The 26125-nt window shown below is 69.0% G+C and carries 18 protein-coding genes and 2 pseudogenes; 13 read left to right on the forward strand and 7 right to left on the reverse strand.

The features are described 5' to 3' along the window. Positions 1-231 (reverse strand): hypothetical protein (locus tag ACX9I7_RS30485; RefSeq protein ID WP_459389158.1); only part of this gene is annotated, 231 nt, incomplete at its 3' end. A 703-nt stretch (positions 232-934) separates the two neighbouring features. Between ACX9I7_RS30485 and ACX9I7_RS30490 the strand changes: the two genes are divergently transcribed. The 3 genes and pseudogenes from ACX9I7_RS30490 (at position 935) to ACX9I7_RS30500 (ending at position 6345) form a co-directional block, all read left to right on the forward strand. After that, positions 935-4321: a LodA/GoxA family CTQ-dependent oxidase gene (locus tag ACX9I7_RS30490; RefSeq protein ID WP_459389159.1), complete on the forward strand. Its 3387-nt coding sequence runs from the start codon at positions 935-937 to the stop codon at positions 4319-4321. After that, entirely contained in the window at positions 4321-5478 is a 1158-nt protein-coding gene (locus ACX9I7_RS30495; protein ID WP_459389160.1) for an NAD(P)/FAD-dependent oxidoreductase, read from the forward strand. The genes ACX9I7_RS30490 and ACX9I7_RS30495 overlap by 1 nt, the downstream gene beginning before the upstream one ends. 191 nt (positions 5479-5669) lie before the next feature. Further along, positions 5670-6345, forward strand: a pseudogene (locus ACX9I7_RS30500) (phosphotransferase family protein). Between the two features lie 153 nt (positions 6346-6498). Here the strand turns inward: ACX9I7_RS30500 and ACX9I7_RS30505 are convergent. Beyond that, positions 6499-6948, reverse strand: a complete 450-nt coding sequence (locus ACX9I7_RS30505; protein WP_387574029.1) for a peptidase inhibitor family I36 protein — start codon at positions 6946-6948, stop codon at positions 6499-6501. A gap of 361 nt (positions 6949-7309) precedes the next feature. Here ACX9I7_RS30505 and ACX9I7_RS30510 point away from each other — a divergent pair, with 361 nt between their 5' ends. Further along, entirely contained in the window at positions 7310-7669 is a 360-nt protein-coding gene (locus ACX9I7_RS30510) for a hypothetical protein (RefSeq protein WP_387574027.1), read from the forward strand. Between the two features lie 80 nt (positions 7670-7749). On the opposite strand, the gene ACX9I7_RS30515 is transcribed toward ACX9I7_RS30510, so the two are convergent. Continuing rightward, entirely contained in the window at positions 7750-9192 is a 1443-nt protein-coding gene (locus tag ACX9I7_RS30515; protein ID WP_459389161.1) for an aldehyde dehydrogenase, read from the reverse strand. A gap of 183 nt (positions 9193-9375) precedes the next feature. Here ACX9I7_RS30515 and ACX9I7_RS30520 point away from each other — a divergent pair, with 183 nt between their 5' ends. The 3 genes from ACX9I7_RS30520 to ACX9I7_RS30530 all read left to right on the forward strand — a co-directional run bounded on the left by ACX9I7_RS30520 (position 9376) and on the right by ACX9I7_RS30530 (position 13383). Then, a complete protein-coding gene (locus ACX9I7_RS30520; protein ID WP_387574210.1) occupies positions 9376-9864 on the forward strand; it encodes a TetR/AcrR family transcriptional regulator in 489 nt (162 codons plus the stop codon). 132 nt (positions 9865-9996) lie between these two features. Further along, positions 9997-12771, forward strand: coding sequence for an ATP-binding protein (locus ACX9I7_RS30525; protein ID WP_459389162.1), 2775 nt, complete (start codon positions 9997-9999; stop codon positions 12769-12771). A 189-nt stretch (positions 12772-12960) separates the two neighbouring features. Then, entirely contained in the window at positions 12961-13383 is a 423-nt protein-coding gene (locus tag ACX9I7_RS30530; RefSeq protein WP_459389163.1) for an SsgA family sporulation/cell division regulator, read from the forward strand. Here ACX9I7_RS30530 and ACX9I7_RS30535 read toward each other — a convergent pair. Together ACX9I7_RS30535 and ACX9I7_RS30540 are read right to left on the reverse strand one after the other, a co-directional pair. Then, a complete protein-coding gene (locus ACX9I7_RS30535; protein WP_459389164.1) occupies positions 13355-13570 on the reverse strand; it encodes a cupin domain-containing protein in 216 nt (71 codons plus the stop codon). The genes ACX9I7_RS30530 and ACX9I7_RS30535 overlap by 29 nt on opposite strands. 104 nt (positions 13571-13674) lie before the next feature. Next, positions 13675-17787, reverse strand: coding sequence for a GDSL-type esterase/lipase family protein (locus tag ACX9I7_RS30540; protein ID WP_459389165.1), 4113 nt, complete (start codon positions 17785-17787; stop codon positions 13675-13677). A gap of 395 nt (positions 17788-18182) precedes the next feature. Between ACX9I7_RS30540 and ACX9I7_RS30545 the strand changes: the two genes are divergently transcribed. The 4 genes from ACX9I7_RS30545 (at position 18183) to ACX9I7_RS30560 (ending at position 22597) form a co-directional block, all read left to right on the forward strand. Beyond that, positions 18183-18776 (forward strand): BlaI/MecI/CopY family transcriptional regulator, encoded by a 594-nt coding sequence (locus ACX9I7_RS30545; RefSeq protein WP_387574015.1) that lies wholly within the window; start codon positions 18183-18185, stop codon positions 18774-18776. Between the two features lie 104 nt (positions 18777-18880). Beyond that, complete coding sequence (locus ACX9I7_RS30550; RefSeq protein ID WP_459389171.1) at positions 18881-20239, forward strand: cytochrome P450; 1359 nt, start codon at positions 18881-18883, stop codon at positions 20237-20239. Positions 20240-20316: 77 nt separating this feature from the next. Next, a complete protein-coding gene (locus ACX9I7_RS30555; protein WP_459389166.1) occupies positions 20317-21291 on the forward strand; it encodes a terpene synthase family protein in 975 nt (324 codons plus the stop codon). 91 nt (positions 21292-21382) lie between these two features. Beyond that, complete coding sequence (locus ACX9I7_RS30560) at positions 21383-22597, forward strand: cytochrome P450 (RefSeq protein WP_459389167.1); 1215 nt, start codon at positions 21383-21385, stop codon at positions 22595-22597. A 99-nt stretch (positions 22598-22696) separates the two neighbouring features. Here the strand turns inward: ACX9I7_RS30560 and ACX9I7_RS30565 are convergent, their stop codons facing one another. Next, entirely contained in the window at positions 22697-23620 is a 924-nt protein-coding gene (locus ACX9I7_RS30565) for a phosphotransferase family protein (RefSeq protein ID WP_459389168.1), read from the reverse strand. A gap of 127 nt (positions 23621-23747) precedes the next feature. Between ACX9I7_RS30565 and ACX9I7_RS30570 the strand changes: the two are divergent. After that, positions 23748-24095, forward strand: a pseudogene (locus ACX9I7_RS30570) (SDR family NAD(P)-dependent oxidoreductase); the annotation flags it as partial. 90 nt (positions 24096-24185) lie between these two features. Beyond that, complete coding sequence (locus ACX9I7_RS30575) at positions 24186-24806, forward strand: TetR/AcrR family transcriptional regulator (RefSeq protein ID WP_459389169.1); 621 nt, start codon at positions 24186-24188, stop codon at positions 24804-24806. A 40-nt stretch (positions 24807-24846) separates the two neighbouring features. Here the strand turns inward: ACX9I7_RS30575 and ACX9I7_RS30580 are convergent, their stop codons facing one another. After that, positions 24847-25647 carry an SDR family NAD(P)-dependent oxidoreductase gene (locus ACX9I7_RS30580; RefSeq protein WP_459389170.1) on the reverse strand — a complete coding sequence of 267 codons (801 nt, stop codon included), beginning with the start codon at positions 25645-25647 and terminating at the stop codon, positions 24847-24849. Between the last annotated feature and the right edge of the window lie 478 nt (positions 25648-26125).

The raw sequence follows: 26125 nt of genomic DNA on the forward strand, positions 1-26125 counted from the left end.
TGGAATGTACCCGGCGTCAAACCAATACGTGCCGTTGTTCAGCACCGGCTTGTTCGAGTTCACAGAGCTGTTCGAGCTGGACTTCACGTCGACCTGGCCGAAACTCCAGTTGTTGACGTAGTTGGTGTTCCACAGGTTGACCTCGGTGTAGGCGCCGTTGCAGTTCCACCCGAGGTAGAACTGGCCGATGGTCTGCGTGCCCACCTTGATGCTCTGGATGGCTCCGAGCACCTGGCCACCTGGGGGACAGCTCGCCGCATTGGCGGATCCGGTTCCGACGGTGGTGAACGTGAGGCTAGCCGCAACAACGGCGAGCGCAGCCGAGGCCGTGCGTATACGGGTATGTATCCGCATAATTCCCCCTGGAAGTCATCGAGATGATCGATGCCCACTTCTTGGCATGCCCATGCTCCCATCGAGCTTGCGCCTGACCTAGAGTCACTCCCGGCCATTCGAGCGGCGAATGGATGCTTCGGGTGAAATGGCAAGTGTATGTGGGCATCTTGGCTGGACCCCATAAGTGAATCGGCTCAGATCGTTTGAGACAGGACCAAATCGCCTGAGACGCGACAGTCGTCGCCCGTGTCGACGACGCCGCCCGGGTGTCCTGCTCTCAAGGGAGTCCGGGTATCTTGCGGCCTTCATCTGGGGTGCCCTGGGACGCTGCGCCGTTCGGGTGCGCGGCGTGAGTTGTCACCGCCATTGGTGGAATGGCCGCCGGGCGCGGAGAACGGCGTGCTCTTGATCGGATCCGCCGGGCGGGGGTGTCCGGCTGACAATCCTCCCGGCCATCTCGGCGCGGCGTATGTCTTTGCGGCAGCACGAGTGCGTGACTATATGGTTTGCGGCGGATTCCCGCGCGGCGGAGCAAAAACCAAGCCGGACAGGTGTCGGTGTCCGGGCTGCTACTGATGTGTCTTGTGCGGAGGCTGCTGTGAATCTCGATGACATTGCCTATTGCGAAATTCACCCGACGTTGGGAGTGGCCCGTGTCGGCAATAGCCCGGATGAATTCTTCGTAGGCCCGGAGGCGCCAGGGGTCCGCGGGAACCCGGTGGGGGGATTCAAAGACGCGCAAGGACGGGTGAAGCGCCAGGCGGCGCGCTTTCGTATCTACGGGTACGACAAGGACCACAACGTCCTGGGAGAGGTGACCGCGGCCGACGCGGAGGTGACGTGGTCGGTCGAGCTGGCGAACAAGAAGGCGGCCTGGTACAAGTTCCACGGGCGATTCCACCAGTCGGACTCTGCGGACAACCTGCGCAATCAGCAGGTGGATCCGGCCGACGCGCAGGCACGCGCGGCACTGATGATCACCCCCGGGGTCCGCAGTGTGAATGGTCCGAATGCCGATGGCAGCGGTGCACGCTTCGATACGGGAACGTTCCTCGGCACGCCGGTCCCGCTCGGAGAACTGCGTACGGACGAGACGGGCCGGCTCCTGGTGCTGGGCGGATTCGGGCACGCGGCGTCCGCGAAGCCGAACAACCCATTGGTGACCTATGCGAACAACGATTTCTGGCATGACGACGTCTCCGACGGTCCGGTCACGGCGACGGTGACCGCCGGCGGGCGAACGATCCCGGTGACATCCGCTTGGGTGATCGTCGCGCCGCCCGACTTCGCTCCGGACACCCAGAACCTGGTGACGCTCTACGACGTCACCCGGGAGGTCGCCGAGCAGGCCGGCTGGGTGCCCCCGGCGGCGGAGGTGTCGTTCAGCCGGGACGTCTACCCGGTGCTCGCCCGCATGTGCGGATACGCCTGGGTGAACGCGAACGCGCTGCGCGGACACGGCGAGAACGGACCGGGCGACTTCCTCGATCCGGAACGCCTGGCACGCCTGGCATCGAACGCCTCCGAGGACGCGGACTTCCGGAACGCCGTGTTCAACCGGCTCCGTACCCCCGGTGCCGAGGACGTGACCCAGGCGAACTACGCGTTCATGCCCCAGCTCGCGGGGAACGACGGCGACCCGATCAACGGTAAGCCCCGTACGTGGTTCACGATCCTGCCCGGACAGTACGAACGGCTGCGCCGCTGGGCCGCAGGCGACTTCATCGCCGACGGCACGAGCGCCGCCGAACCCGTGCCGTTGGACGGCCTGCCTGTCGCCGACCAGCCACACGCACTCGTACGGGCCGCACTCGAATCATGTGTCGGAGGCCCGTTCTTCCCGGGCATCGAGATGACGTTCATCGCCGACGAACCCGCCACCTGGGCCGGACCGTTCCGGCTGCGCGAGGACCTGACGGCAGGAGACGTCACCAAGTACATGGCCGTCCCGTGGCACGCCGACTTCTACGAGTGCAACACCCACTGGTGGCCGGCTCAACGCCCGGATGACGTGCTGCCCGAAGAGCAGTACCGCGGTCTTATCCGGGACGCACAGGGCAGCGCCAGGTCGACGGAGCTGAGCACCTGGCGCAGACCCTGGGCGCGCGGTGTGGGAGTCCAGCCGGTCCAGACGCCCGACCTCGATCCTCTGCCGGGTGAGAGCAAGCAGCATTATCAGGACCGCGTGAAACACTGGAGCGTGATCCGCGAGCACGCGGGCGACAATGACATGGTCGAGAAGTGGAGCAGTCTCGGTTTCGTCGTCGCCCGCACCGGTGTGGCGGGCGAGACGGTACTGGTGGAGACCGAACGTGCCGAGAAGGTCGGACTCAGCGACCGCGAGTGGTTCTACGTCCTGCAGCACCCCGACCGGTTTCCCGAGCACGCCAAGGATGCCCGGGACTACGCGAAGTCGGTCCTCGACGACGCGGTGGCGACACAGGGTGATCCGACGTGTCCGCTGACGCTGCGCCCGTTCCGGTATACGAGCGATGCGTTCGAAGCGCGGCTGCAGCTCATCTACACGCAGCTCGTCCAGGATGCCGATGCTTCCGACCCGGCGGCGGACCCGACGTTCCCCAGCCGCCGCGATCTGGTCGAGCGGATCCGGCAGTTCGCGCCGTTCAACCTGCTTGACGGTGCCTGGTTGCGTAATGCCATCCCGGTCGGGCCGATCAGCGGGGTCCACTCACTGTTGTTCGCCATCTGGATGGATGAGATGGGCGGCGGGGATCCTGCTCTGAACCACTCGAACCTCTACTCCGACCTACTGCACAGCGTGGGCCTGTACCTGCCGCCGGTGGACTCCTACGAGTTCGCGATGCTGCCCGAAATGCTCGACTCGGCATACACCGTCGGCGCCTTCCTGCTGGCGATCTCCCAGCACTCGCAGCAGTTCTTCCCCGAGATTCTCGGGATGACAGTGCAGTTGGAGTGGGAGGTGGTGGGGGTGGCGCCGGACGTGAAGTTGTTCGACTACCACGGCATCAGCTCGCAGTTCTACAAGATGCACATCGGTATCGACAATGCGGCCGCGGGGCACGGTGCCAAGGCCCGCGATGCGGTCATCCAGTATCTGGAAGAGGTCTACAACCGTGGCGGTGACGAGGCCGTCCAGCAACAGTGGCAGCGCATCTGGAACGGCTACGTGGCCTTCGCCACCACCGGAAATCTGGGCAATGACCTCAGGGCGCTGGTGGACAACCCGCCCACTCCGGAAGACCGGCTGATCGACCTCATCAACCACAAGGCGCCGTTCGCCTCCCTCAACCACGACGGGAAGCAGCTGGGCGAGAACCATCTCAACGACTGGTTCCTGGACCCGTCCGGTCTGCTCCGGGAACTCCAGGAGTCCGGGTTCATCCAGGCCGGCGACCCGGACAACAGCCCCTTCTTCGCGCTGACCACGTACACCGGCCCCATGTACAAGGTGTTCAACGACGCCGAGCTGGAGCTCTGGCGCCAGTGGACACGCTGGCTCGCGGCCCCCTCGAAGCCGAAGCCGGAGCTCACGCCGCTCGAGGCGATGATCCTGCTGGTCGACACCCTGCGTCCACGTCAGACAGGCGCCGTCGCGCATGCCCGGACCCTCATCACCGGCCCGGATCCCACGGACCCCACGCGGACCAGGAAGGAGTCGGTGGCCTGGTGGTTCACTCAGCCGACCGCCTCGCTCCTGAGCGCCATCGCCCATCCGGAGAATTCGCTCGTCTCGCCCGGCAACCCCGACCAGAGCTCCTTCATCCAAGACCTGCTCGCCCCCACGAAGCCGATGGGCCAGGCATACGCCGCAGTGGTACCGGGCACGGGGAAGACCGGTCACGACATCGCTGTCGCCTGGATCGCAGCCGGTTGCCCGCTTCCGGACCTGACGCCCCCACAGGCCCGGGTCCTGCTCTCCTCGCCGGTGCCGGCGGAGAAGGCGGTCGCCGCCGCCACAGCGATCAGCCGACCCGACATCACCGGCATGGGCGCCGTTCACTGATGGGCACCCGCGCTCCTGACCTGGCCTGTGACGTCTTGATCGCCGGCGGAGGACCGGCGGGCAACGCCGCCGCCATCACCCTTCGGCGCCACGGTGCTGCCGTCCTTGTCGTCGATCCCGGCCGCATGCCCCGATGGAAGCCCGGGGAGAGCCTGGCACCGGAAGCCAGGCCGCTGCTCGCGCGCCTCGGTGTACTCGACCGGATCACCACCGGACCGCACACACCGTGTTTCGGCAATCAGTCGGCCTGGGGGAACGACACGCTCACCGAAACCGATTTCCTCTTCAGCCCTTACGGAGCGGGGTGGCACCTCGACCGTGTCCTCTTCGACCGCACACTCACCGATGCCGCCCGCCGGGCGGGCACCCATGAACTGACCGGTCGGGTCAGGTCGGCACGAAGAGTGGGCGGGCAGTGGCAGGTCGTCGTCGGTGCCACGACGATCCACGCCCGGTATCTCCTCGACGCCACCGGCGCGGCCGCGTGCCTCGCCCGTCACACCGGGACCGCCGTCACCCGGACCGATCATCTGGTCGCGGTCGCGGCGCTCCTGCCGCCCGGTGCCTCGCGCCGAGAGGTTCCCCGCACGTCGCTTGTCGAGTCAGCTGCCCTGGGCTGGTGGTATACAGCACCGCTGTCCGCAGGCGCATGTGTCGTCATGGCAATGACAGATGCCGACCTCGTCGGGCAACGCGCACTCCACACTCCCGAGCGCTGGTGGAAGCAGCTCATGACGACCACGCATGTCCGCGGACGCGTACGCCACGCCGTACCGCTCCAGGGTCGGCTGCGCGTCGTACGGGCAGCGACATCCTGCACCCATCCTGCGGCCGGACCGGGCTGGGCGGCGGTCGGTGATGCCGCCACCGCATCGGATCCGATCGCGGCACGTGGCATTCTCACCGCTCTGGCCACCGGTATCACAGCTGCCGACGCCGTCAACGCCGATGCCGCGGGCTCCTCAGGGGCATTGGACGCCTACGCGGAACGGATCGCGTCAAGCCATGAGGAATACCTCCACGCGCGCCGCATCTGCTACGGGAGCGAGAAACGCTGGGACACCCCGTTCTGGGCCAGGCGTCGCCGCGAGACGGGCCCCTCGGTGACCGAATCCTCACGCGTGCCCGACAGCTCGTCGTCGGCGTGGGCGCCGTAGCCGCCCCTCATTGGGCCGCTCGCCGCCGTAGACCACCAGGTCCTCGCCCAAGGAGGGCGCCGCTCGTGATGCCGATCCGCAGGTCGGCGATCCCGGTCACCGGGAACCACAGGTGCCGCAGCATGTCGTGTATCCGATCGGATCCACCGTCATACCTCGAAACCGGTAACCGTAAGGAGAAGGCGCTGATCATGGAGGTTCTCGAGAAGCACCGCGCGTTGCTGGAGCGGCTGCTGTCCGGTGACAAGCTCGACGAGTGGACCGTGCACCAAGGGCAGTTCCACCATGTGGTGATCGGCACCGGGCGCGTGGTGTGCTTCGCCCGCACCGAGGCCGCCGCGGCCCGGCTGCCCGAGCGGGCCGCCGTCCTGCGCCGGGCTCGCCGCGGCGGGTGCCGAGGAGAAGGTGCGCGCGGCCCTGCCGGAGGCACCGGAGGGGGAGTGGCGGGAGTTCGCGGACGGCGTCAGCGCGGAGCTCTTCCCGCTGATGTCCCCCGCCGGCCGCGAGCGGGCCGAGCGGGAACTGGCCGTCCTCGACGCCCTCCCGCACCTCACCGCCGCCGTCGTGCACGGCGACCTCGGCGGCGAGAACGTCCTGTGGGAGACCATCGACGGGCTGCCCCGGTTGAGCGGCGTCGTCGACTGGGACGAGGTCTCCCTCGGCGACCCCGCCGAGGACCTCGCCGCCATCGGCGCCGGCTACGGCGAGGAACTCCTCCGGCAAGTCCTCGCCCTGCACGGGGTCGACGAGGGCGTGAGAGGGCGCATCGCCGCCATCCGCGGCACCTTCGCCCTCCAGCAGGCCCTCTACGCACGGCGTGACGGTGACGAGGAGGAGCTGGTGGACGGCCTGACCGGCTACCGCTGATCCCATGCCCGCGCGTCCCCCCTGTAGCGTGTGGGCCCTGCTTTCCGAGCCGCTCCTCCCACCGACGCCAACCGCTCGCCCACCCGCCAGATCCGGCTACCCGGACGCGTGGGCGGCGCGTGCTCGTCCGGTCGAGTGCCCCGCGCTCCCTATCTACGGGCAGTAGAAACGGAAGGAGGAAATCCTGTCGTTGTTGTACGCCTTGGAGGTCCCGAAGGCGTAGTCACCCTTCAGGCCCCACTGCCATGACGGTGCGTAATCCAGGTCGGAAGGGTGGAGCTCCCCGCTGGAGTCGTCCCAGAACTGCACCGAGCACTGCGAGTTGTTCAGCCAGGACGAGACTTGGTTGTCGGCCAGTTCCCCGTTGCGGAAATGGGTGTTTATGAGTCTCACGATTTTTGTGTTGCCGCCCGCCGGGGGAGGGGTGACGACCACCTTCGAACCCGTTCCGCCGCCGTTCTGGTAGAGGCACAGCGCCCACGCCGGGCAGTCGCTGTAAGGAGGGTTGTCCGCGGACGCCGGTCCCGCCGAGAAGAGCAGGGCCGCTCCGGCGACTGCACTCGTGAAAGCGGCAACCGTCAGCTTGAACGGTTTGAATGTCATAGGTTTCTTCTCTCCGGGTCGCATTGAGACTCGGCGTCACCGAACGGCTGCCTGGCTGTGCCGCGTCTGGATCACATGGACGGTGCTGTGTATGGGTGCTGACCATACGTTAACAGGAGACACGTATGCGTGAGGGCGGCTTCGCCCCTCCCGGAGGTGTGACCACCTGTCGGGCCACACCAGCCGTCACACGTATGTGTGACCGGTATTGCCCTCACCGACATACCGTTGAACATGCGAGAGTTCATCGTCGGCCGCACTCACCCGGACGAGCCGGAGGGGCCGGACGAGCCGGACGAGCCGGGCGGCCGATGTCTCCACCGGGTCTCCACCGGTCTCGTCACACACGAAAGGTGTTCGCATGTTCATCCCCAGGGCGAAACTCCGCGCCACCGCCGCTGCCTTCACCACGGCCGTGGCTCTGATCGGCCTTGGGGCCGGGACGGCGTACGCCGCCGACTGGCCGCCGTTACGGGAGGGCGCGTACCTCTACTCGGGTACCCACGGAACGGGGACGGTGGCGAAGGTCGACCTCGACGACTTCGGTACGTGTCACACCCTGCCGGCGTCGGCCCGCTCCGTTCAGGTCGTCTCCGGCTCCGCGTCCGTGGTGCTGCACCCCGGAGCCGGCTGCACCGGCGCCTATTCGTGGGCCACCGGGTCTCTCGCGCAGTCCGACCTTCCGTGGGCGGCGCTGAGCTACCACGTCGTCCGGGCGTGACGACGCCTCGGGTGTGATGCCGTTCGCGTGTGCCGGGCAGCGGGTCACACGACGGGTCATACGACGGGTCGCATGGCGGGTCACACGGTGATGGTCTTGTACTCGGTGTAGGTACCGAGGCCGACCGTGCCGTACTCGCGGCCGATGCCGCTGGCCTTGAAGCCGCCGAACGGGCCGTCGAAGCCGAGGGAGGCACCGTTGACCGTGACGGTGCCGGTGCGGACGCGGCGGGCGACCGCCAGGGCGTGCTTCTCGTCGGAGGACCAGACGCCACCGGAGAGGCCGTACTCGGAGTCGTTGGCGATGCGGACGGCGTCGTCCTCGTCGTCGTAGGGGATGACGACGAGGACCGGGCCGAAGATCTCCTCCCGCGCGATGCGCATGGAGTTGTCGACATCGGCGAAGACGGTGGGTGTGACGTAGTTGCCCTTCTCCAGGCCCGCCGGGATCTGCGGGCCGCCGGTGACCAGGCGGGCGCCCTCCTCGATGCCGAGCCGGATGTAGTCGCGCACGCGCTCCTGCTGATCGGGGCGGATCATCGGGCCGATGAAGGTGCCGGGGGCGTTCGGGTCGCCGACCCCCAGCGACTCCACCAGTTCCTTCAGCGCGGCCACGACCTCCTCGTACCGGGCGCGCGGTGCCAGGATCCTGGTCTGCGCGACACATGACTCGCCGTTGTTGAGCAGCGAGCCGTACTTCACGCCCGCGACGGCCTTCTCGATGTCGGCATCCGGGAGGATGATCGCGGCGGATTTGCCGCCCAGCTCCAGGCTGACCCGCTTGAGCTGCTCGCCCGCGATCGAGGCGATGCGGCGGCCGGCCCGCGTCGAGCCGGTGAAGGCGATCTTGTCGACCTTCTCGTGCGACACAAGGTACTCACTGGTCTCCCGGTCCGCCGGCAGGACGCTGATCACGCCCTCGGGCAGGCCCACCCGCTCCAGCAGGCCGGCCAGGAAGCCCATGCTCAGCGAGTTCTCCGGGGACACCTTGAGCACCACGGAGTTACCGGCGAGCAGAGCGGGGATGATCTTCGAGGTGGCCGAGGAGAACGGCGAGTTCCACGGGATCACCGCGGCCACGACACCGACCGCCTCACGGCGCACCACGCTGCGCACGGGGGACGCCGGGTCGGAGGGGGCGAGCGTCTCCTCCCAGCCGAAATCCTCCGCCGCCTTCAGGTAGGCGTTCGCCTGCCGGGTCAGGCCCAGTTGTCCGGCGCGGGTGAACCATCCGGCCGAACCGTTCTCCAGGGAGATCAGGTGCGCGATCTCCTCCGCGTTCTCCTCGCGCAGCGCGTTGAACCTCCGTAAGGCCGCGATCCGTTCGGCCGGCGGGGTCAGACGCCAAGCGCCCGTCTCGAAGGACGCCCGCGCCGCGGACACCGCTCGGTCGATGTCCGCCGGCCATGCCTGGGCGGCGCGGCCGACCACGGACCGGTCGTGCGGCGAGGCGATGTCGAGCAGGTCCGGGGCGCTCGGCTCGACCCAGGAGCCCCCGATGAAAAGCCGACCGTAGATGATCACGTGCTTTCCCTCTTCCAGTGATGTCGGTTTCCAGTGGTGCCGGTTCGTTCCGACGATCCGTTAACTGTCACGCCAATGTAGCACTTACATGTGTCCGCGCCGTCAGTCTGTGGCGCTAGACTCGGTTCGGTGAGAGCCGACGCAGCGCGCAACCTGGAAACCGTCCTGACCACAGGGGCCCGCATGCTCGCCACCGACCCCGGCGCCAGCATCGCCGGCATCGCGGCGGCGGCGGGCGTGGACCGGCGCACCGTCTACCGGCGCTTCGCCTCCCGCGAGGAACTCCTCACCGCCATCTACGAAGCCCGTCTCACCGCCGTCGAACAGGCCATCGAAGACGCCCGGCTGCGGGAGGCGCCCGTCGCCGTCGCCCTGCACCGCTACGTCGAGAACGTCATCGCCGTCAACCGCGCCTGGCCCGTCGATCTCGCCCGCATGCTCACCGACGAGGACGTCCGCCGACGCAGGGACGCGTCCGTCCGCCAGGTCGAGGCCTTTCTGCGGCGGGCCACCGACGAGGGCCTCCTGCGCCGCGACCACCCCGAGGGGTGGGCGAGCGCGCTGCTGCCCCAGCTCATGCACCTGGTGTCACGGCAGATGCCCGAGCTGAGTCCCGGTCAGGCGGCGGACGTCGTCGTCGACACCCTGCTCCACGGCATCGGAGCGTCCTGACACGGGCGCGGTCCTCGGTTGCACGCGCTCGAACGGCCGCGACAGCGTCCGAGCACGGGCCGGCTCAGTGGAGCTCAGTGAAGCTCAGTGGAGGAGGAAACGGGGGAGGAAGCGGAGGAGGAAGTGAGGACGATGGAGTCGATCGACGGGGCGCTGATCGGCCGCGAGTCCGAGCAGGAGGCGCTGTCCGGCTTCGTGACGGGCACCGGGGGCCGGGCTCTCGTCCTGCGGGGCGATGCGGGCGTGGGCAAGAGCACCTTGCTGGACCACGTCGCCTACCTCGCCTCGGGCAAGGAACACAGGGTGATAAGGGCGGTCGGCGTCGAGGCCGAGTCGGAGCTGCCGTTCGCCGGCCTCCACCAGTTCCTGCATCCGTTGCTCTCCTGCGTCAACCAGCTGGACGACAGTCACCGAAGGGCCTTCGACGTCGTCTTCGGCAGAAGCGAGGGCGCGCCGCCCTCGGTCATGACACTCGGTATCGCCGTCCTCGACCTGCTCTCCCTCGCGGCGTCGCGGAAACCCCTCCTGCTGATACTCGACGACGGCCAGTGGTTCGACACCTCCAGCATCGAGGTGTGCGGGTTCGTGGGACGAAGACTCAGCGGTGGCCCGGTAAGGCTCCTCGTCGGCCTGCGTTCCGACGTACCCTCCGGCTTCGACACGGCGGCGCTCCCGCAACTGCCCGTGACCACACTGTCGGAGAATGCCTCCGAGCGGCTCCTGGACCTGCGCAACCCCGGGCTGGATCCCCGGATCCGTCGTCTGATCCTGGACGAGGCCCAGGGGAACCCCCTGGCTCTGCTGGAGCTGCCGTCCCATGTGACGCGCGGTGGCCGGGCAGCGAGCGACCGGGGGGAATCGCCCGGACACATCGGCACACCCCTGTCCCTCCCCCTGCCCCTGCGCCTCCAGCATGTGTACGGCGCCCGTATCGCGGCACTCGACGACGCCGTACGCGCGGAACTGCTGCGCGGCGCCCTGGACGGCGTCGGAGCGGGCACGGCGACCGGGCACGGCCGCGGCACGCGCTACCGCATGACGGACGCCGACGAGGCGGCGGCACGCGGCCTGCTGGACATCGATCCCCTCAGCGGTGACTTCGTCTTCCGGCACCCTCTGGTGCGGTCGGCGGTCGTCCAGACGGCGACCGCCGGCCAACGTCGCGCCGCCCACGCGGTCCTCGCACACGTGCACGGCGAGGACGTGGAACGACGCGCCATCCACCTGGCGGCTTCCGTGATCGACCCCGACGAGCGGGTCGCGGCAGCGCTGGACGCGGCCGCCGACTCCGCCACCCTGCGCGGCGCCTCGCTGACCGCCGTCTCCTGGCTGACCCGGGCGGCGGAGCTGAGCCGGAGCCACGAGGAACGGTCCCGGAGACTGGGCGACGCGGCGTTCGTCGCCGGCCAGGCCGGGCTGCTGGACCGGGCTCGGCAACTGGTCCGCTCCGACACCACGACAGGGACGAGCGAATCCCCGGCCTCGGTCCTCACCTCGGCCTACGTCGCGCTGTACGAGGACGGAGACGTGCGGTCCGCGCAGTGTCACATCACGGCGGCGATCGAGAACATCCGTGACGGCGGAGCGCGGGAACCGAACGAGGTGCTCACCCGGTTGGTGAACCTGCTCCTGGCCATCAGCCAGTACGCGAGCGACAAGACGTCGTGGGAGCGGACGCACGAGCTGCTCGGCTCCCTGGGCGACTTGGTGTGCCCGAACTCCCGTATCTACGAGGACGCCTGGGGTGACGTGGTGCGTCGCGGCACCGGCGTGCGCGAGCGGCTGGAGCGCGCCCTCGCCGGTCTCCACACTCTCGAACCGTGGGAGACCACCCGCCTGGGCGTCGCCGCCTACCACGTCGACACCCTCGGCCAGTACCGCTCGCACTTCCAGCGCACCGTCGACCGCGAGGTGGAGACCGGGGCCGTGGCATCGGCCATGACCATGCTGCATCTGATCATGCTCGACCAGATGGCGGTGGGGGAGTGGGACGAGGCCGAACGGACCGGACAGCGCACCCTGGACCTGACGACGGCGCACGACTACGCGTTGTTCGCTCACCACACACACGCGTACCTCGGCCTCCTCGCCGCGATGCGCGGCCGGACCGAACGCGCACGAGAGCTCCAGGCCACCGTCGACACCTGGGCCCGTCCCCGCGGCGTCGGATTCCTCACCCAGATCGCCGACGCCATCGGCACCGCCGCCGCCCTCACCGAAGGCGACTACGAAGCCGCGTACCTCCACGCCATCGGCATCACATCCCCCGGCACCTTCACCTCCTACGCCCACCAGGCCTCCCGCACCCTCCTCGACCTCGTCGAGGCGGCCCTCCACACCGGCCGCACCGAACAAGCACGCCGCCACGCCCTCGCCGCACACCACGCCGGCCTCCCCGCCGTCTCCCCCCGCCTCGCCCTCCTCACCTACGGCGCCCTCGCCATGACCGCCACCGACCCCGCCGAAGCCGATGACATGTACCACCGCGCCGAAACCCACCCCGGCGCCGCAGGCTTCCCCTTCGAACTCGCCCGCGTCCGCCTCGCCCACGGCATCCGTCTCCGCCACGCCCAAGGGCGCAAAGCCGCACGCCACACCCTCACGCTCGCCGCCGAAGCCTTCGAGCGCCTCGGCACGCCCCCCTGGGCCGAACGAGCCCGGGCCGAGCTCCGTGCCGCCGGTGCGCCCGGCTCCCCCTCCCCTTCCGCGGCGTGCCTCGCGGCACTGACGTGGCAGGAACGCCGGATCGCGGATCTCGCCGCCGGCGGCCTGACCAACAAGGAGATCGGCGCACGGATGCACCTGTCACCGCGCACCGTCGGCTCCCATCTCTACCGGGTCTTCCCCAAACTCGGCATCACCTCCAGGGCCGCGCTGCGCGACGCCCTGGGCAGTCGAATGACTTAACGCCGCCGACCGCCGCACGCGGCCGGGGCCTGATTTCGGCGGTCAACTTACTGATGCGTGGTGCTCCGCAGGGGACGAGAGTGAGCCGGACCGGCTTCCCCCACAGGTAAGGACCCACGCGTCATGAGCGGCTACGAACCAGGCGTACACACCGACCGAACGGCACGGCACGGTCGGTCTCACCTGGCCTTGGACATCGAGCGCGTGCTGAGCCTCTCGGCACGCCAGGCGATCCGGGCCGAGTTCGGCTTCGACCCGCGAGCCCCCTTGATCGTGTGTGTCGAGTTCCGCGTCGAGGGCGGTCCGCGCGCCCTGTGGCGCATCGGACGGGACCTGCTCCGGCAGGGCCTGCGCTCGAGGAGCGGAATCGGGGACATCCAGATCTGGCCGTCGAATCCGGAGCACCTGGAGAATCCGGAGAACCGGGCGACCGCGTGGCTCCAGCTGGTCTCCGGCGACATGGCGGCGCTGTTCGAACTGCCGATACCACCGCTCTCGGAGTGGCTCGATCACACCTACGCGCTCGTTCCCGCCGGCCATGAGCTCTCCGGAGTCGACTGGGACGTCACCACCGCGGACCTTCTCACCGACCGGAGAGCGCGATCCGAGTGATCGGGAAACGGCACTCCGCAGCCCTCTGGTAGGTGGTCACGAGGGGCTTCGTTTCGTCGACGACGTACGTGGAGAGCATCAGCGTCGTCACCGTGCCGACGTTGCGGGCGTTGTGGACGGCGCCTTCCGGGATGAAGAACGGGTTCCCCGTGCGCAGGCGGAGGGGCGGCCTGTCGTCGAACTCCATAAGGCGTCGGTTCATCATCGTGTGCCAGGGAGCCATACGCGGCGCGCCCGTTTCCAGCGGGCCGAAATCCGCTGGAAACGGGCGCGCACGGACACGGGTCGAACTCAGGAGCGGTAGTCGCGCAGGAACAGGGAACGACCGGCGTCGGCTCTGGAGGCGTTGACGCCGTCACCGCCGGTGTAGTCGTCGCGCTCGTTGTCCGCCCAGTCCTGGATGGGGCCGTTCGCGCCCTTCAGGTGCTGGAAGGCGCTCGCGTCGCCGGCGGCGGAACCGAACTGGAACACCCTGGAGGTGTCGGCGTAGGGCCGGTAGGGCTCGTAGGGACCTCCTGGGGCCGTCTGCTTGGTCAGGGCGTTGCGGAAGAAGACGTTCTGCGGGCCGGTGGATCCGGACCAGCCGATGCCCTTGCTGCCGGCGGCCCAGTAGATCGGCCACCAGGTGCCCTTGTCTCCGGCCCCGCCTTCACCGCCGCAGTTGGTGGTGCACTCGCCGGAGGAGTGGTTGTAGGGAACGTGCACGGTGTTGTTCTCGAACAGGTTGCGGTGTTCCCAGCCTCCGTGCAGGTTCAGGTCGGAGTCGAGGTCGTTGCCGATGGCGACGTTGCCGGAAGCCGACCACTGGAAGGTGAAATGCCGCAGGTTGCGGCTGGTGTTGAAGGCGTAGAGGGAGTCCCAGACGCGGGATCCGCGCAGGTAGCCGTTGCCGCCCTTGCCCTTGTTCCAGGCACCGTCGAAGACGTTGTGCTCGATCTGGATGTTCCTGGCCACCTCGGTGACGACGGGGTGGGAGCCGGTCATGTCGGCGCGGACACCGCGTACCCAGGAGTCGGCGGCCCACTTGAAGACGATGCCGTGCATGGCGTACTCGGGTGCCATGTTGCCGTAGTTGTGGACCGCGTCGGCCGGGCTGAGCCGATACGTACCGCCGCCGAGCTTGGACAGGCCGTTGATGTCCTCGGTGAAGGAGAAGTCCTCGAATCCCACATCGGTGATCATCTTCAGCGCGGTGACCTTGCTGGGGTAGGGCTTGCCGTTCACCCCCAGCGGTGGGGAGCCATCGGAGGTGGAGTCGACCGGGACGTCGAACTCCAGCGGCTTGTCGATCGTGACGGTGTGGCGGGCGGCGTCCACCGAGGCGATGGTGAACACCTGCTGGCGCATGTGGAGGTTCTCCAGCCGGCCGTCGTCCGCCGAGGCCCCGGCGACCTCCTGGGACTGGTAGAACTTGAGGCTGTTGGCCGCACCCACCCACAGATCGCCGCCCGGCTTGAAGGCGTCCATCTTCGCCTTGGGGTCCAGCTGGATCACCCGGTCGCCCTGGCGCGCGGCGTACTTGACGTCGGCCGGCGATCCGGCCACGGTGACACCCGACTCCCAGTGCTGGTTGACGGAGCCCTCGAAGAGGTCACGGCGGTTCTCCGGGATCTTGGAGGGGTAGCCGCAGATCTTGAGGTACTTCTCGGCGACCTCGCGGGTCTGCACCCGGAACAGTCCGCGTCCGGGCCATATCCAGCCACCCGTGCCGACGTTGTTGCCCGTCGTGAACTCACACTTGTGTTCCATCGCCCCCTGGTTCCAGCGCTCGCCCTTCTCGGTCAGCTTGTCGTAGCGGGTGTTCTCGTCGGGTCGGAAGACGATCCGCGTGCCGCCCTGCGGGTCGGACCCCTGCCCGCGGATGACCAGGTAGGAGGCGTCCACGGCGAGCTGTTTGCTGACGTCGAGCCGCCCCTTGGGCAGCTCGATCACCGACAGCCTGTTGGGGCCCGCGCCCGGCGTGCAGGAGTTACGGATCCGGTCGATGGCGCTCTGCAGCCCCGCCGTGTCGTCCTGCCCGTCGTCGGCCCTCACCTTGAACCGCTGCTCGAGCTCGGACGGGGTGATGTGGCAGGTGGGGTCTGAGGTGCGGGAAGCGGCGGTGGGCAGCGCCTCACCGGCGCGGTATCCGGCCCGGCTCCAGTCCGGCAGCCCGGCCACGGGGGCACGGCGGTTGCTCTTGCTCAGCACCGTACCGCTGTCGACGCTTCCGTCGACGGAGCCGGGAGCACCGGACGGCTTGCCCACGCAGGACGAGGCCACCGGGCCCCCACCGAGCTTCGCCGTGATCTTGGTCAGGCAGGCGGCCAGGGCGAGCTGGCCGTAGTGGTTGGGGTGGATCGCCTCCTGCTGGTTCCCCTGGGCCTGCCAGGGCAGGTCCTTGAGGCCGTCGACCAGGTACGGCACCCACCGCACCCACTCGGCGCGCTCGGCGGGCAGCGGGGAGGAGAGCTTGTGGTCCTTGCCGGCCTGCTGCGTCGTCCTGCCGCACAGCTCGTGCCCGGCGAACGCGTCCTGCAGGTCCAGGAAGGACACGCCGGCCTCGTCGGCGGCGCCGCGCAGCATGGAACTGATCCGCGGCACCACGGAGGAGTGCGCCCAGTCGCTGTCCGCGTCCAGGAAGGGGCATCCGCCACTCAGGTACCGGCTGTAGTTGGCAGGCGGGACCGGCGCGTTCTCCGGGTCGCGGTAGTCGCGGCCGAGCGGCAGGGGGTTGGGGTAGGACTGCAGCACGATCCGGTACGAGCCGTCCTCCTGCCCGGCCTCGCGCAACACGTTCCGTATCGCTTCGACCGACTTCACGACCTTGGCCCGTACGGGGTCGAGGCCGTCGGCGAACTCCTTCTCCTTGGCGCCGCGACAGCCCTTGTTGAACAGGGACGGGTAGAAGTACGCCTTGACGCAGTCCTGGAGGATGTCGGCGAACTTCAGGTCGTTGCCGCCGATCGACAGCACGACCAGGCGCACGTCGTTGCTCCGGGCGATGTCGCGCAGATCGTCGATCTGGGGCCGTCGGCCCTTGAAGCCGGTCGTGGTGACGTTGTCCGTCGTCGCTCCCGAGCAGGCGATGTTGAAACGCCGCTCCAGCGGTACGTCGTCGGCCGTCAGGCCCTTGATCTCGGCGGAGTCCGACCGGTCGCACCCGCTTCCGCCCTTGTCGTACGACGTGTCGCCGTACACCTTGGACGGGTCGTGGTCGCACACGCTCTCGTCACCGTTGCAGTTCACCGCTGCCCGGTCGGTGCCCCACGCCGAGCCGACCGCGGAGGCGGGGGCGTTGCCGGCCCACCGTCCCGCCTCGCCCGAAATGTAGCTGTCCCCCATGGAGACGACCGCGGGCGGTGGACCGCACGCTTCCTGCGCGGCACGCGCGGCGAGCCGGACGGCGGCGTCGTAGTTGTAGCGCGTCGGCTCGCTCCAGTCACTGGCGCACACGCGGGTGTTGCGCGGGGCGAACCTGACGGGATTGTGGTCGGAACCGCCGTTCCGGCCGGTCGTCGACACGTCGAGGTTCTTCAGCTGATCGCTCGCGATCATGTAGTCCAGCGCGAAGCCGCTCTGCTGTGTCGTGGTGGGCGCGCCGTCGGGCTTGCCGTTCTTCGTCGCGTAGAACGTGTTGGGGAACCTGCCGCGCGTGGGGGCCGCGGAGCTGTTGAAGTCGCCCAGGGCCCGCCAGCGCTCACCGGCCATCGTCCGGGAGATCGTGTCGATCAGAGCGACGGTGTGAGGGTTAGGCGTGTCACCGGAACGGATCGACGCGGCGTGGATGTCGAAGTACCAGGTGGTGCCGACCTTCACACCGAACGCCGGACGGGACCTGATCCACTTGTTGCCCGCGTCCTGGGCGGGGAAGACCTTGACGCGGTCCTTGAGGCCCTTGAGGTCCTCGGGCGCGTCCCGCAGCCAGATCGCCATGGACTTCTGGCTGTTGTTCTCCGTTTCCGGATCACCGGTGTCGGCGCCGGTACCGGCGCCCCAGGCGTCCTTGCCCAGGACGTCCAGGTAGAGCAGGACACCCTGATTCCTTCGCTCACCCCATTGCTGGGCGTAGACCCGGTACTTCAGGCTGGGCAGCCCGGTCGGGGTCTTCGCGGTGTCACCGAGGTTGTCGGTGATCACTTCGCTCTTGGTGAAGTCCCAGGGGGCGGTCGTGGCCTCCTGCAGAACCACGACGTCGGCGTCCTTGGTCAGATTCGTCCTGACGGTTTCCCATCGGGTGCCACCCTGCATGTTGAACGTGATGGCCCGCTGGTCGAGGTCCTCGACCGCCTGTGCCGGCGCGGGCGGCGTGAATAACGTGACGAGCGAGGCGAGCATCGCCGCGCACAGGGCCTGCGCCGCGGCGCTCGCCCACCAAGGTCTCGGTCTGCGCCGGGACCCGCGTCCCGGCGTACGTATGGACAACTGTCCGTCTCTCTTTCCCGTCCGCCGCGGCCCGCCACGAGCCCGGAACCCGATGCCGATTTCCGTAACGGTCCTTGCGTGACGACCAGGCGGATCAGTCATGGGGGTGGATGGGCGGGCCGGAACCGCGTGAGTGTGTCGCGCGGCCGCGGCGTCGGAGCCCGTTCAACGGGTGGTGATGCTGACATGTGTGCGATCGGGCTGTCAACGTAAGGCAGGTGTGACCACGAGGTGTGAGTCACCGTTCGATATGTGCTGACGCATACACATGTGTGAAGCCCTGGCATGCCTGTGCCTACACGCAGAGGCATGTTTGCCCTTATGGTGAGGAGCGAACATGTTCGACGAGCCGTCCGGCGTCGACATCGCGTCGTCCATATCAAGGGAGTGAAGGTGTGAGCAGCCAAGCAGCGGCCGAGCTCCGATCGCGATACGTGGAACAGGTCGCATCGGAACTGGAGGAGAACCGCAGGCGCCAGGAGGAGCTGGCGAAGAGGATCGAGCTGCTGAAGCAGGAGGAAGCCCTGCTGTCGGACATCCTCAACCTCGCTGAGCGGTACGAAGGCTTCGCCGATGCCTCGCGTCTGCCGGAGCAGGCACAGGACGAGCCCGCGATCGCGAAGGCGAAGCGCCGAAGCGCCGCCGGAGCGACCACGCGGCGTTCGACGCCGAGCGGGACGGCTCCAGCGACGCCGAGTGGGACGGCTCCAGCGGGGACCAGGACGAAGAGCGACGCGAAGGGGAAGCCGGGCCGGCCTCTGCTCGGGGACTCGCTGATGGACCTGCTGAGCGGTCATGACGAACCCCGCTCGGCGAAGGAACTGCGGGACGAACTTCTGGAGAAGGACCCGAGCCGTAATCCGACACCGCAGGTGGTACGGAACACCCTCGAGTCCCTGGTCGCCAAGGGACGCGTCCAACGCCACAAGCAGCAGCGGTCGGTCATGTACACCCTCGTGGAGCCTGCCGACGACGCTGACGCCGGCTGAGGTTCCGCCGAACTTTCAAAAGGCGAGCGACTTTTCGAGCTCACGCTCCAGGGAGGTGCAGAGCTGTGCGTTCCATCACCGCTCCAGCGGTGGCGGCCCCCATCGTGCCGGGGCGCTTACCCTTGCTCGGCCACCTGCCGCAGCTGGCCGTGAAACGGGTGGAGTTCCTGCAATCGATCAGGACGCGGGGCGAGATCGTCAGGATATTCCTCGGGAATCGGCCGGTGTTCATCCTGAACTCACCGGAGGCCGTCCACGACGTTCTTCTGACGCAGAGCAGGAAGTTCGGCAAAGGACTGCTGTTCGACGTCGCACGGCCTTTCATCGGGAACGGCATCATCACGTCCGAGCGGGATTTCCACCTTCGTCAACGGCGCGCGCTCCAACCGGCCTTTCACCGGAACAGCATCGCCGCGTGCGTCGGCACGATGACCGACATCGCCGAGGAGCAGGTGTCGGCCTGGCGTCCGGGCGAGGTGATCGCCATGGACGTGGTGTTGCGCCGGATGATGACGGTCATGCTCGTGGCGACGCTGTTCAGCCCCGAACGCCCGGAGGGTGCCGCGGCCGTCGCCGAACTGGGGGAACAGGTCGCCGAGCATCTGACCATGGTGATGCGCGGGGTCTTCGTGGGCACCGTGCTGCCCGCGTCGATCGCCTCTTCACGAGTGCTGGGACACCGCAAGTACCTGGCCGCCGCCGCGGCGCTGCGCGAGCTCGCGGACACCGCCGTCCAGCAGGCCCGGCAGACCCAGCGGGCCTGGCAGACCCGGCAGGCCGGTCAGGACCCCACCGACCGGGGCGACCTGCTGTCGATCATGTTCGCGGGCACCCCGGGGAATCCGCGGGGGATGACCGACGTGGAGGCCCGCGACGAGCTGCTGTCCCTGCTCATGGCCGGCGCCGAGACCACATCGACCACCCTGTCCTGGGCCCTCCACGAACTCGGCCGACGCCCGGAGATCACCCGGCGGATCCGGGACGAGTGCGACGCGCTGCCCGCCGACGCCCTGCCCGGCGCGGCGACCCTCCCCTTCACCGACCGGTTCCTCCGGGAGGTGCTCCGGCTCCACCAGCCCAGCTGGCTGCTCATGCGGCGCGCTCTGGAGCCGGTGCGGGTCCGTGGGGTCGAGCTCCCGCAGGGAGCCGAGCTGGTCTACAGCGCGGTGACGATGCACCGCGACCCGGCGTACTACCCGGACCCGCTGCGGTTCGACCCGGACCGGTGGCTCGCCCGTACCGAGAAGGATCTTCCGCCGGGCGCCTACGTCCCGTTCGCCCTCGGCAACCGGAAGTGCATCGGCGACCACTTCGCGATGACCGAGATGCTGGTCGTCCTGCGCGCGATCGTCTCGCGGTGGCGACCTCGGCCGGTCGAGGGGCACCGGGTCCGGCCGGTCATCCAAGCGCTGATCCGGCCCAATGCGCTGCCCATGCGCGTCTCACCCTGGCCGGCCGACTGAGCCGGCTCCCTTTCCCGGAGGTGCGCCACACCATGACATCGACGGCATTGACGACATCGACAGCAGAGTACATATCCGTGGATCCGAGTCCACCGGCCCAGACCCAGCCCCTCGCCCAGGCCCCGGATCCCGTCCCCTTCCCGCGCCGGATCAGCCCGGACTTCCGGGCCGCCCACGACCGTCACCTCGCCTGGCCGAAGTCCTTCGGCTTCCTGTCCTCGGAAGCGGCGGAGGCCCACCATCTCAGGGGGCAGTTCCCGCTGATCGCGGCCATGTTCTATCCGAACGCGACCGGAAGCGAACTGGATCTCGGAGTCGACCAGCAGAGCTGGTACTTCCTGTTCGACGACGCGCTCGACGAGGAGTGGGGCCGGTCAGCCGACCGGGTCCGCCACCTCGTCGGACTCGTCAAGGAGGGCACCACCGGCGAGGCATCCCCGCTGCCCTTGGCCGGTGCCTTCGCCGACATGCGACGACGCAGCTGCCAGGACATGCCCGAGGACTGGATCCAGCGATCGGCGGCCCACTGGTCCTCCTATCTCGACCACCACGTCCACGAGGCGCGCAGCCGGCAGACCGCCACGCCCATGCCGCTGGGCACCTACCTGCGGGTCCGGCGCCATACCATCGGCGTGGCGCCGGTCATCGATCTTGCCGAGCGTCTCTCCTCGTGCGTCCTGCCGGACCACCTTTACGCGCTGCCACACCTGTCGGTCATGCGCGAGATGACGAAGACCTTCATCATCTGCGACAACGACATCGTCTCCCTGGAGAAGGACACGGCGCTGGGGGAGCGGAACAACCTGGTGCTCTGTCTGGAACGGGACCACGGGCTCTCCCGGACGGAAGCGATCGACCAGGCCCTCCGCCGCCGGGCCGAAGCCCTGGAACTGTTCACCGGCGCCCACCGGTCCCTGCTCGGCGCCGCGGCCACGAGCCACCTCGACCCGGCCGAACGCGACCTGCTCCAGCGCTACTGCACGGAGGCACTTCAGACCACCATCCGCGGCGCCTACGACTGGCACCACGCCTCCACCCGGTACCACGGGTAGCGGCCGGGCTTCCCGTTCCGCTACCACGACCGCTCACATGACCGCTCACATGACCGCGTACCCAGAACCGAAGCAGCCGAGGAGCAACAGCATGCCCGACCGCCGTCCGGCGTCTCACCGCCCGGCGTCCTTCGTAGCCTCCGAACGGGACCGGACCTGCCCGTTCGCCCCGTCGCCGGACCTGCGCCGGATGCGCGAGGAGGACGGCCTGCCGCGACTGCGCGTCCTCCATCCGGTGCGCGGCGAGATCGAGGCCGTCGTCATCACCGGATACGGCGACGTCCGGGCCGCCTTCGCGGACGAGCGCCTGGTGACGGGCAATGGCATCGACCCGGCGCTGCCGCGCACCCTGTTCAACCACCCGGGCTTCCTGCCCGCCTACAGCGGCCCGGAACACGCCCGCCTCCGCCGCATGCTCACCGGCAGCTTCACCGTCCGTCAGGTCGAGCGACTGCGTCCCGCGATCGAGACGATCGTCGCCGACCACCTCGACGCCATGGCGGAGCGGGGACCGGTCGTCGACCTGGTCGAGGCGTTCGCGCTGCCCATCCCGTCGCTGGCGATCTGCGAACTGCTCGACGTTCCCTACGGGACCCGGTCCATGTTCCAGCGCTGCTCCCAGGTGATCATGGACGGGACCGCCGACGCCGACGGGCTGGTCGCCGCCTCGGCCGAGTTGAACGCCGCCATGGCGGACATCGTCGCCCGCAACCGGGCGACCCCCGGGGACGGAGTACTGGGCACGGTGGTGCGGCGGCACGGCGCGGAGCTCACCGACGAGGAACTCATCGGGTTCGGCACCACCCTCCTGGTCGGGGGACACGAGACCACGGCGACCATGCTCGCCCTCAGCGTGCTGGCCCTGCTCCGCAGCCCGGACCAGCTCGCCGCCCTCCGCGACGACCCCGCCGTCACCGGTACGGCCGTGGAGGAACTCCTGCGCCACCTCGCCATTCCCGCACCGCTCCTGCGCACGGCCGTGGCCGACGTCGAGATCAACGGCCACCGGATCGCCGAAGGCGAGCACGTACTGCTCTCTCCCCTGACCGCGAACCGTGACCCCGAGCTCGTCCCCGAGCACCCAGACGACCTCGACCTGCGCCGCCGTCCGGTCGCCCAGCTGTCCTTCGGCTTCGGCGCCCACCAGTGTCTCGGCCAGCAACTGGCCCGACTGGAGCTGAAGATCGCCCTGCCGGCCCTGCTCCGCCGCTTCCCCACCCTCCGGCTCGCCGTCCCCGAAGCCGCCCTCCGCTTCCGCGAGGGCTCGACGGTCTACGGGGTCGAGGCGCTCCCGGTCACCTGGTGAGGACCGGCCTGGCCGGGCCCCGAAAGCCGGCCGTTCCTTCTTTGCCGAGGGACACGCGCAGGGCGGTCCGGCGCCCCTCTGTGCGGCGGCGTGGCGTCGTCAGGCCGTGCCGAACCATGCCTCGGCCAGAGCGGGCAGCGTCCCTTCGGCGGGCACGCGCAGTTCCCGCAGATACCGGGGGAGATCGCTGTACACGTGCAGCAAGGTGTACGCGAGCAGTTCGTCCGGCGCGAACGCGCGGCCGTACGCCGTGGCGAGCCGGGCCGACAGCGCCGGCTCGCCACGGGTGACGAACAGGCCGACGGCGACGAAGTCGTAGGCCCGGTCACCGACCATGGCCGGTTCGAAGTCGAAGAGGCCGGTCAGTCGCCAGCCGTCCGGATCGACGAGGAGGTGCCGGCGCATGACCTCGGTGTGCAGCAGGGAACGGCGCGGGGCCCGGGGCAGCGGGACCGAGTCCAGGAACCCCGGGATCTGCTCCAGCCAGGCCGCCGGCAGCCCGCGTGTGCGCTGCTGTTCCACGGCGCGTTCGCGTCGGCGGTCCAGGAAGGCGCCCCAGTCCCCGGGGCCGAGCACGTCCTCCAAGGGGCCGGGATCGAGGGAGTGGAGCACGGCGAGCGCCTCGCCGATCCCGGCGACGAGCCGTTCGCGATCGGCCGGCGGTATGCGGTCCCAGCAGTGGGCCAGACTCGCGCCGGGCAGCCGGGACATCAGGACGTACCGCCAGCCGTTCTCGTACGGGCCGCAGGCGCGTACCCGCGGCGTCGCGACGGGCAACCGCCCTTCCACGTGCGACAGCACCCGCTCTTCGGCGACGCCGTCCCGGGCGGCGGCTCCGGGGAACAACTTGAGGACGTGCTCGTCGCCCACCGCGTAGACCGGCTGCGTCCCTTCCGCGAACCGGACGAGGGGCGCGCCGGCCAGACCGAGGCGCCCGCAGAGGTCCTCCACCGCGGGCCGCATCACCGACTCGTCCGGCACGATCGCGTGCCACTCTTCGTCTGTCTCCACCGGCGGCAGCATGGCCAGGACCGTACGGTGTGCGGCCGCGCGAACACCATGGAATTTCGCCGACCCACGGCGCGGATCCGGTGCCTCACCCGGCGAGGCAGCGCACCATCTGCCGCATGACCCTGGTCGGTAGTGATGGATTGGCCGCCGCGGTCTCGGGGCCACGGTCGTGCTCGGCAGTCGGAATCCCCTCAGGGCCGAAGTTGCCATGGCGTCGATCCGTGCGCGTGTCCGCGGTTCGCGGGTGCGGGCCGTAGGGCTGGACCTCGCGGACCTCTCGTCGCTCTCGACAGCGGTGGAATCGTTGGAGGTGGAGCGCCTTGACGCGGTGGTCCACAATGCCGGCGTCGCGCTCGACGACCCGCCGCGCGAGGAGACGGGGGACGGTCACGAGCTGATGTTCGGTACGAACCACCTCGGGCACTTCGCCTTGACCCAGTGGCTGATGCCGCTGCTGTCGGCCGCGCCGGCGGCCCGCGTTGTGAGCCGGGTGGCCAAGGAGCGGGGGCTGTCTGCGCGCTGATCGTGGCTCCACCGTCCCGTAATCCATGTATCGGTGCCCCGTATGCTCCTGACCATGAGCACTGCACATCCCGCCCGTAGACGCGACGCCGCCGCGACGCGCGAGGCGATCCTCGCCGCAGCGGTCGTGGAGTTCACCGAGCACGGCTACGCCGGGGCCGGGGTGCGCCAGATCGCCGAGCGGGCGGGTGTGACGGCGATGATGATCAACCGCTACTTCGGCTCGAAGGAGGGTCTGTTCGCACAGGCCGTCGCTCGTTCCTTCGCACCGTCGGCCATCGTCGGCGACGAACGCACCGGCTTGGCGGGTGCCATCGCCCACACGCTCACCGAGCGCACCGCGTCCGGCGCCGAGCGGCTCGACCCGTTTCTCCTGTTGTTGCGCTCGGCTCCGGATCCGGAGGCGGCGGGCATCCTCCGGCAGGGCGTGGAAACCAACGTGGGGGCCCGTCTGGCAGGGTTGCTCGACGGATCGGACACCGACGTGCGCGCGCAGCTCGCCCTCGCGCTGGTCGCTGGAACATGGCTGCTGCGCAGCGTCGTCGGTACCACCGCGCTCGTCACGGCCGATGACGCCCGCCTCACCGCCCTCCTCACCGACATGCTCGAACCGGTCATCCGCGAGGCGGGCGGCACGTCTGTGCCTGGAACCGGTCCCGACGGCGCCGACGGGTAGCCGTCCGTCGTCGGCACGTGTGATGGCGGGGTGTGTGCGCTCAGAAGGCGGAGCGGATGAGTCCGCCGTCGACGCGGATGGTGGCTCCGCTGATGTACTGGGCGTAGTCACTGCAGAGGTAGGCGACGGCTGCGGCGATCTCCTCCGGTTCGCCGAAGCGTTCCTGGTCGTTGGGGAGGAGAGCCCGGACGGCGTTGGGCTGGATCTCGTCCCAGGTCCGGCCCCAGCCGCGGGCGGACCCGATGCTGGTGACGAGGTCCTTGGTGGCCTCGACGAGGATCACCCCGGGGGAAACGACGTTGGACGTGATGCCGGTGCCCTTGAGTTCGCGGGCGAGGGAGACAGCGAGGTTGTGCCGGGCAGCCAAGGTGGCGTTGTACTGGGGGTGGGTGTTCATCGGCTGGGAGGCGAGCCCGCCGCCGATGGTGACGACACGACCCCAGCCGCGTTCGCGCATGGCAGGGACCAGGTGCTGGATCATGCGGACGGCTGAGACGACGTTGACGTTGTAGGTGTCGCGCCACTCGTCGGGAGTGGCTTCGGTCCAGGACAGGTCCCGGTAGAAACCGGCGTTGTTGACGAGGATGTCGACGGGGCCGTCCGCAGTGGCGGCGCGGGCGACGTCGGCGGCGGCGCGGTCGTCGGCGAGGTCACCGACGACCGCGCCGGCCGTCCCGCCGGCCTCCCGGATCTCCTGCGCGACCCCCTCCGTGCGGTCCTTGTCCCGGCCGTGGACCACGACCGCGGCACCTTCGGCTGCCAGCAGCTTCGCAGTTTCCTTGCCCAGCCCCGCGCTCGAACCTGTGACGAGCGCGCGCTTACCGGTCAGGTTGAGGTTCATCTCGTGTTCCCTCTCAGGGCCGCCTCGCGGCCCGCACTCTGTGGTGATGCTGCGAGGTATCCGACACGTAAGTATACAGCTGTAGACTTATTGCTGGGTCCGGACTCGCTCGCCGAGCACGCCAAGGTGAGCGCGGACCAGGAGCTGGAACTCACCCCGGTGATCGACCAACCAGGACCAATAGAACAAACCCTGGCTGACGACGTTCGCGTCCCGCGCCCGCTTGTACTTCACGATCATGGTTCCCCCCACCCACACCCCTCTCCCAAACTGTGTAGCCCCACAACATAGGCCCCTGACCTGCACCTTCCTACGGTGTGGCGACGCGATGACGCGCCCCTCGCCCACCCGGAAGTGATCAGATGGCCACCCCACCCCCGCACACCCCAACTCCCAACTCGCTCCCCAGAATCGTCGTCGCGAGCCTCATCGGCACCACCATCGAGCGGTACGACAACCCATCCGGACAGGGCTAGGG

The sequence above is a fragment of the Streptomyces sp. L500 genome (genome assembly GCF_054551825.1).

Coding starts and splice junctions, on each gene's coding strand:
- ACX9I7_RS30495 (WP_459389160.1), top strand. CDS start 4,321: ATGGGCACCCGCGCTCCTGACCTGGCCTGTGACGTCTTGATCGCCGGC.
- ACX9I7_RS30505 (WP_387574029.1), bottom strand. CDS start 6,948: ATGACATTCAAACCGTTCAAGCTGACGGTTGCCGCTTTCACGAGTGCA.
- ACX9I7_RS30510 (WP_387574027.1), top strand. CDS start 7,310: ATGTTCATCCCCAGGGCGAAACTCCGCGCCACCGCCGCTGCCTTCACC.
- ACX9I7_RS30520 (WP_387574210.1), top strand. CDS start 9,376: ATGCTCGCCACCGACCCCGGCGCCAGCATCGCCGGCATCGCGGCGGCG.
- ACX9I7_RS30525 (WP_459389162.1), top strand. CDS start 9,997: ATGGAGTCGATCGACGGGGCGCTGATCGGCCGCGAGTCCGAGCAGGAG.
- ACX9I7_RS30535 (WP_459389164.1), bottom strand. CDS start 13,570: ATGGAGTTCGACGACAGGCCGCCCCTCCGCCTGCGCACGGGGAACCCG.
- ACX9I7_RS30560 (WP_459389167.1), top strand. CDS start 21,383: ATGCCCGACCGCCGTCCGGCGTCTCACCGCCCGGCGTCCTTCGTAGCC.
- ACX9I7_RS30565 (WP_459389168.1), bottom strand. CDS start 23,620: ATGCTGCCGCCGGTGGAGACAGACGAAGAGTGGCACGCGATCGTGCCG.
- ACX9I7_RS30575 (WP_459389169.1), top strand. CDS start 24,186: ATGAGCACTGCACATCCCGCCCGTAGACGCGACGCCGCCGCGACGCGC.
- ACX9I7_RS30580 (WP_459389170.1), bottom strand. CDS start 25,647: ATGAACCTCAACCTGACCGGTAAGCGCGCGCTCGTCACAGGTTCGAGC.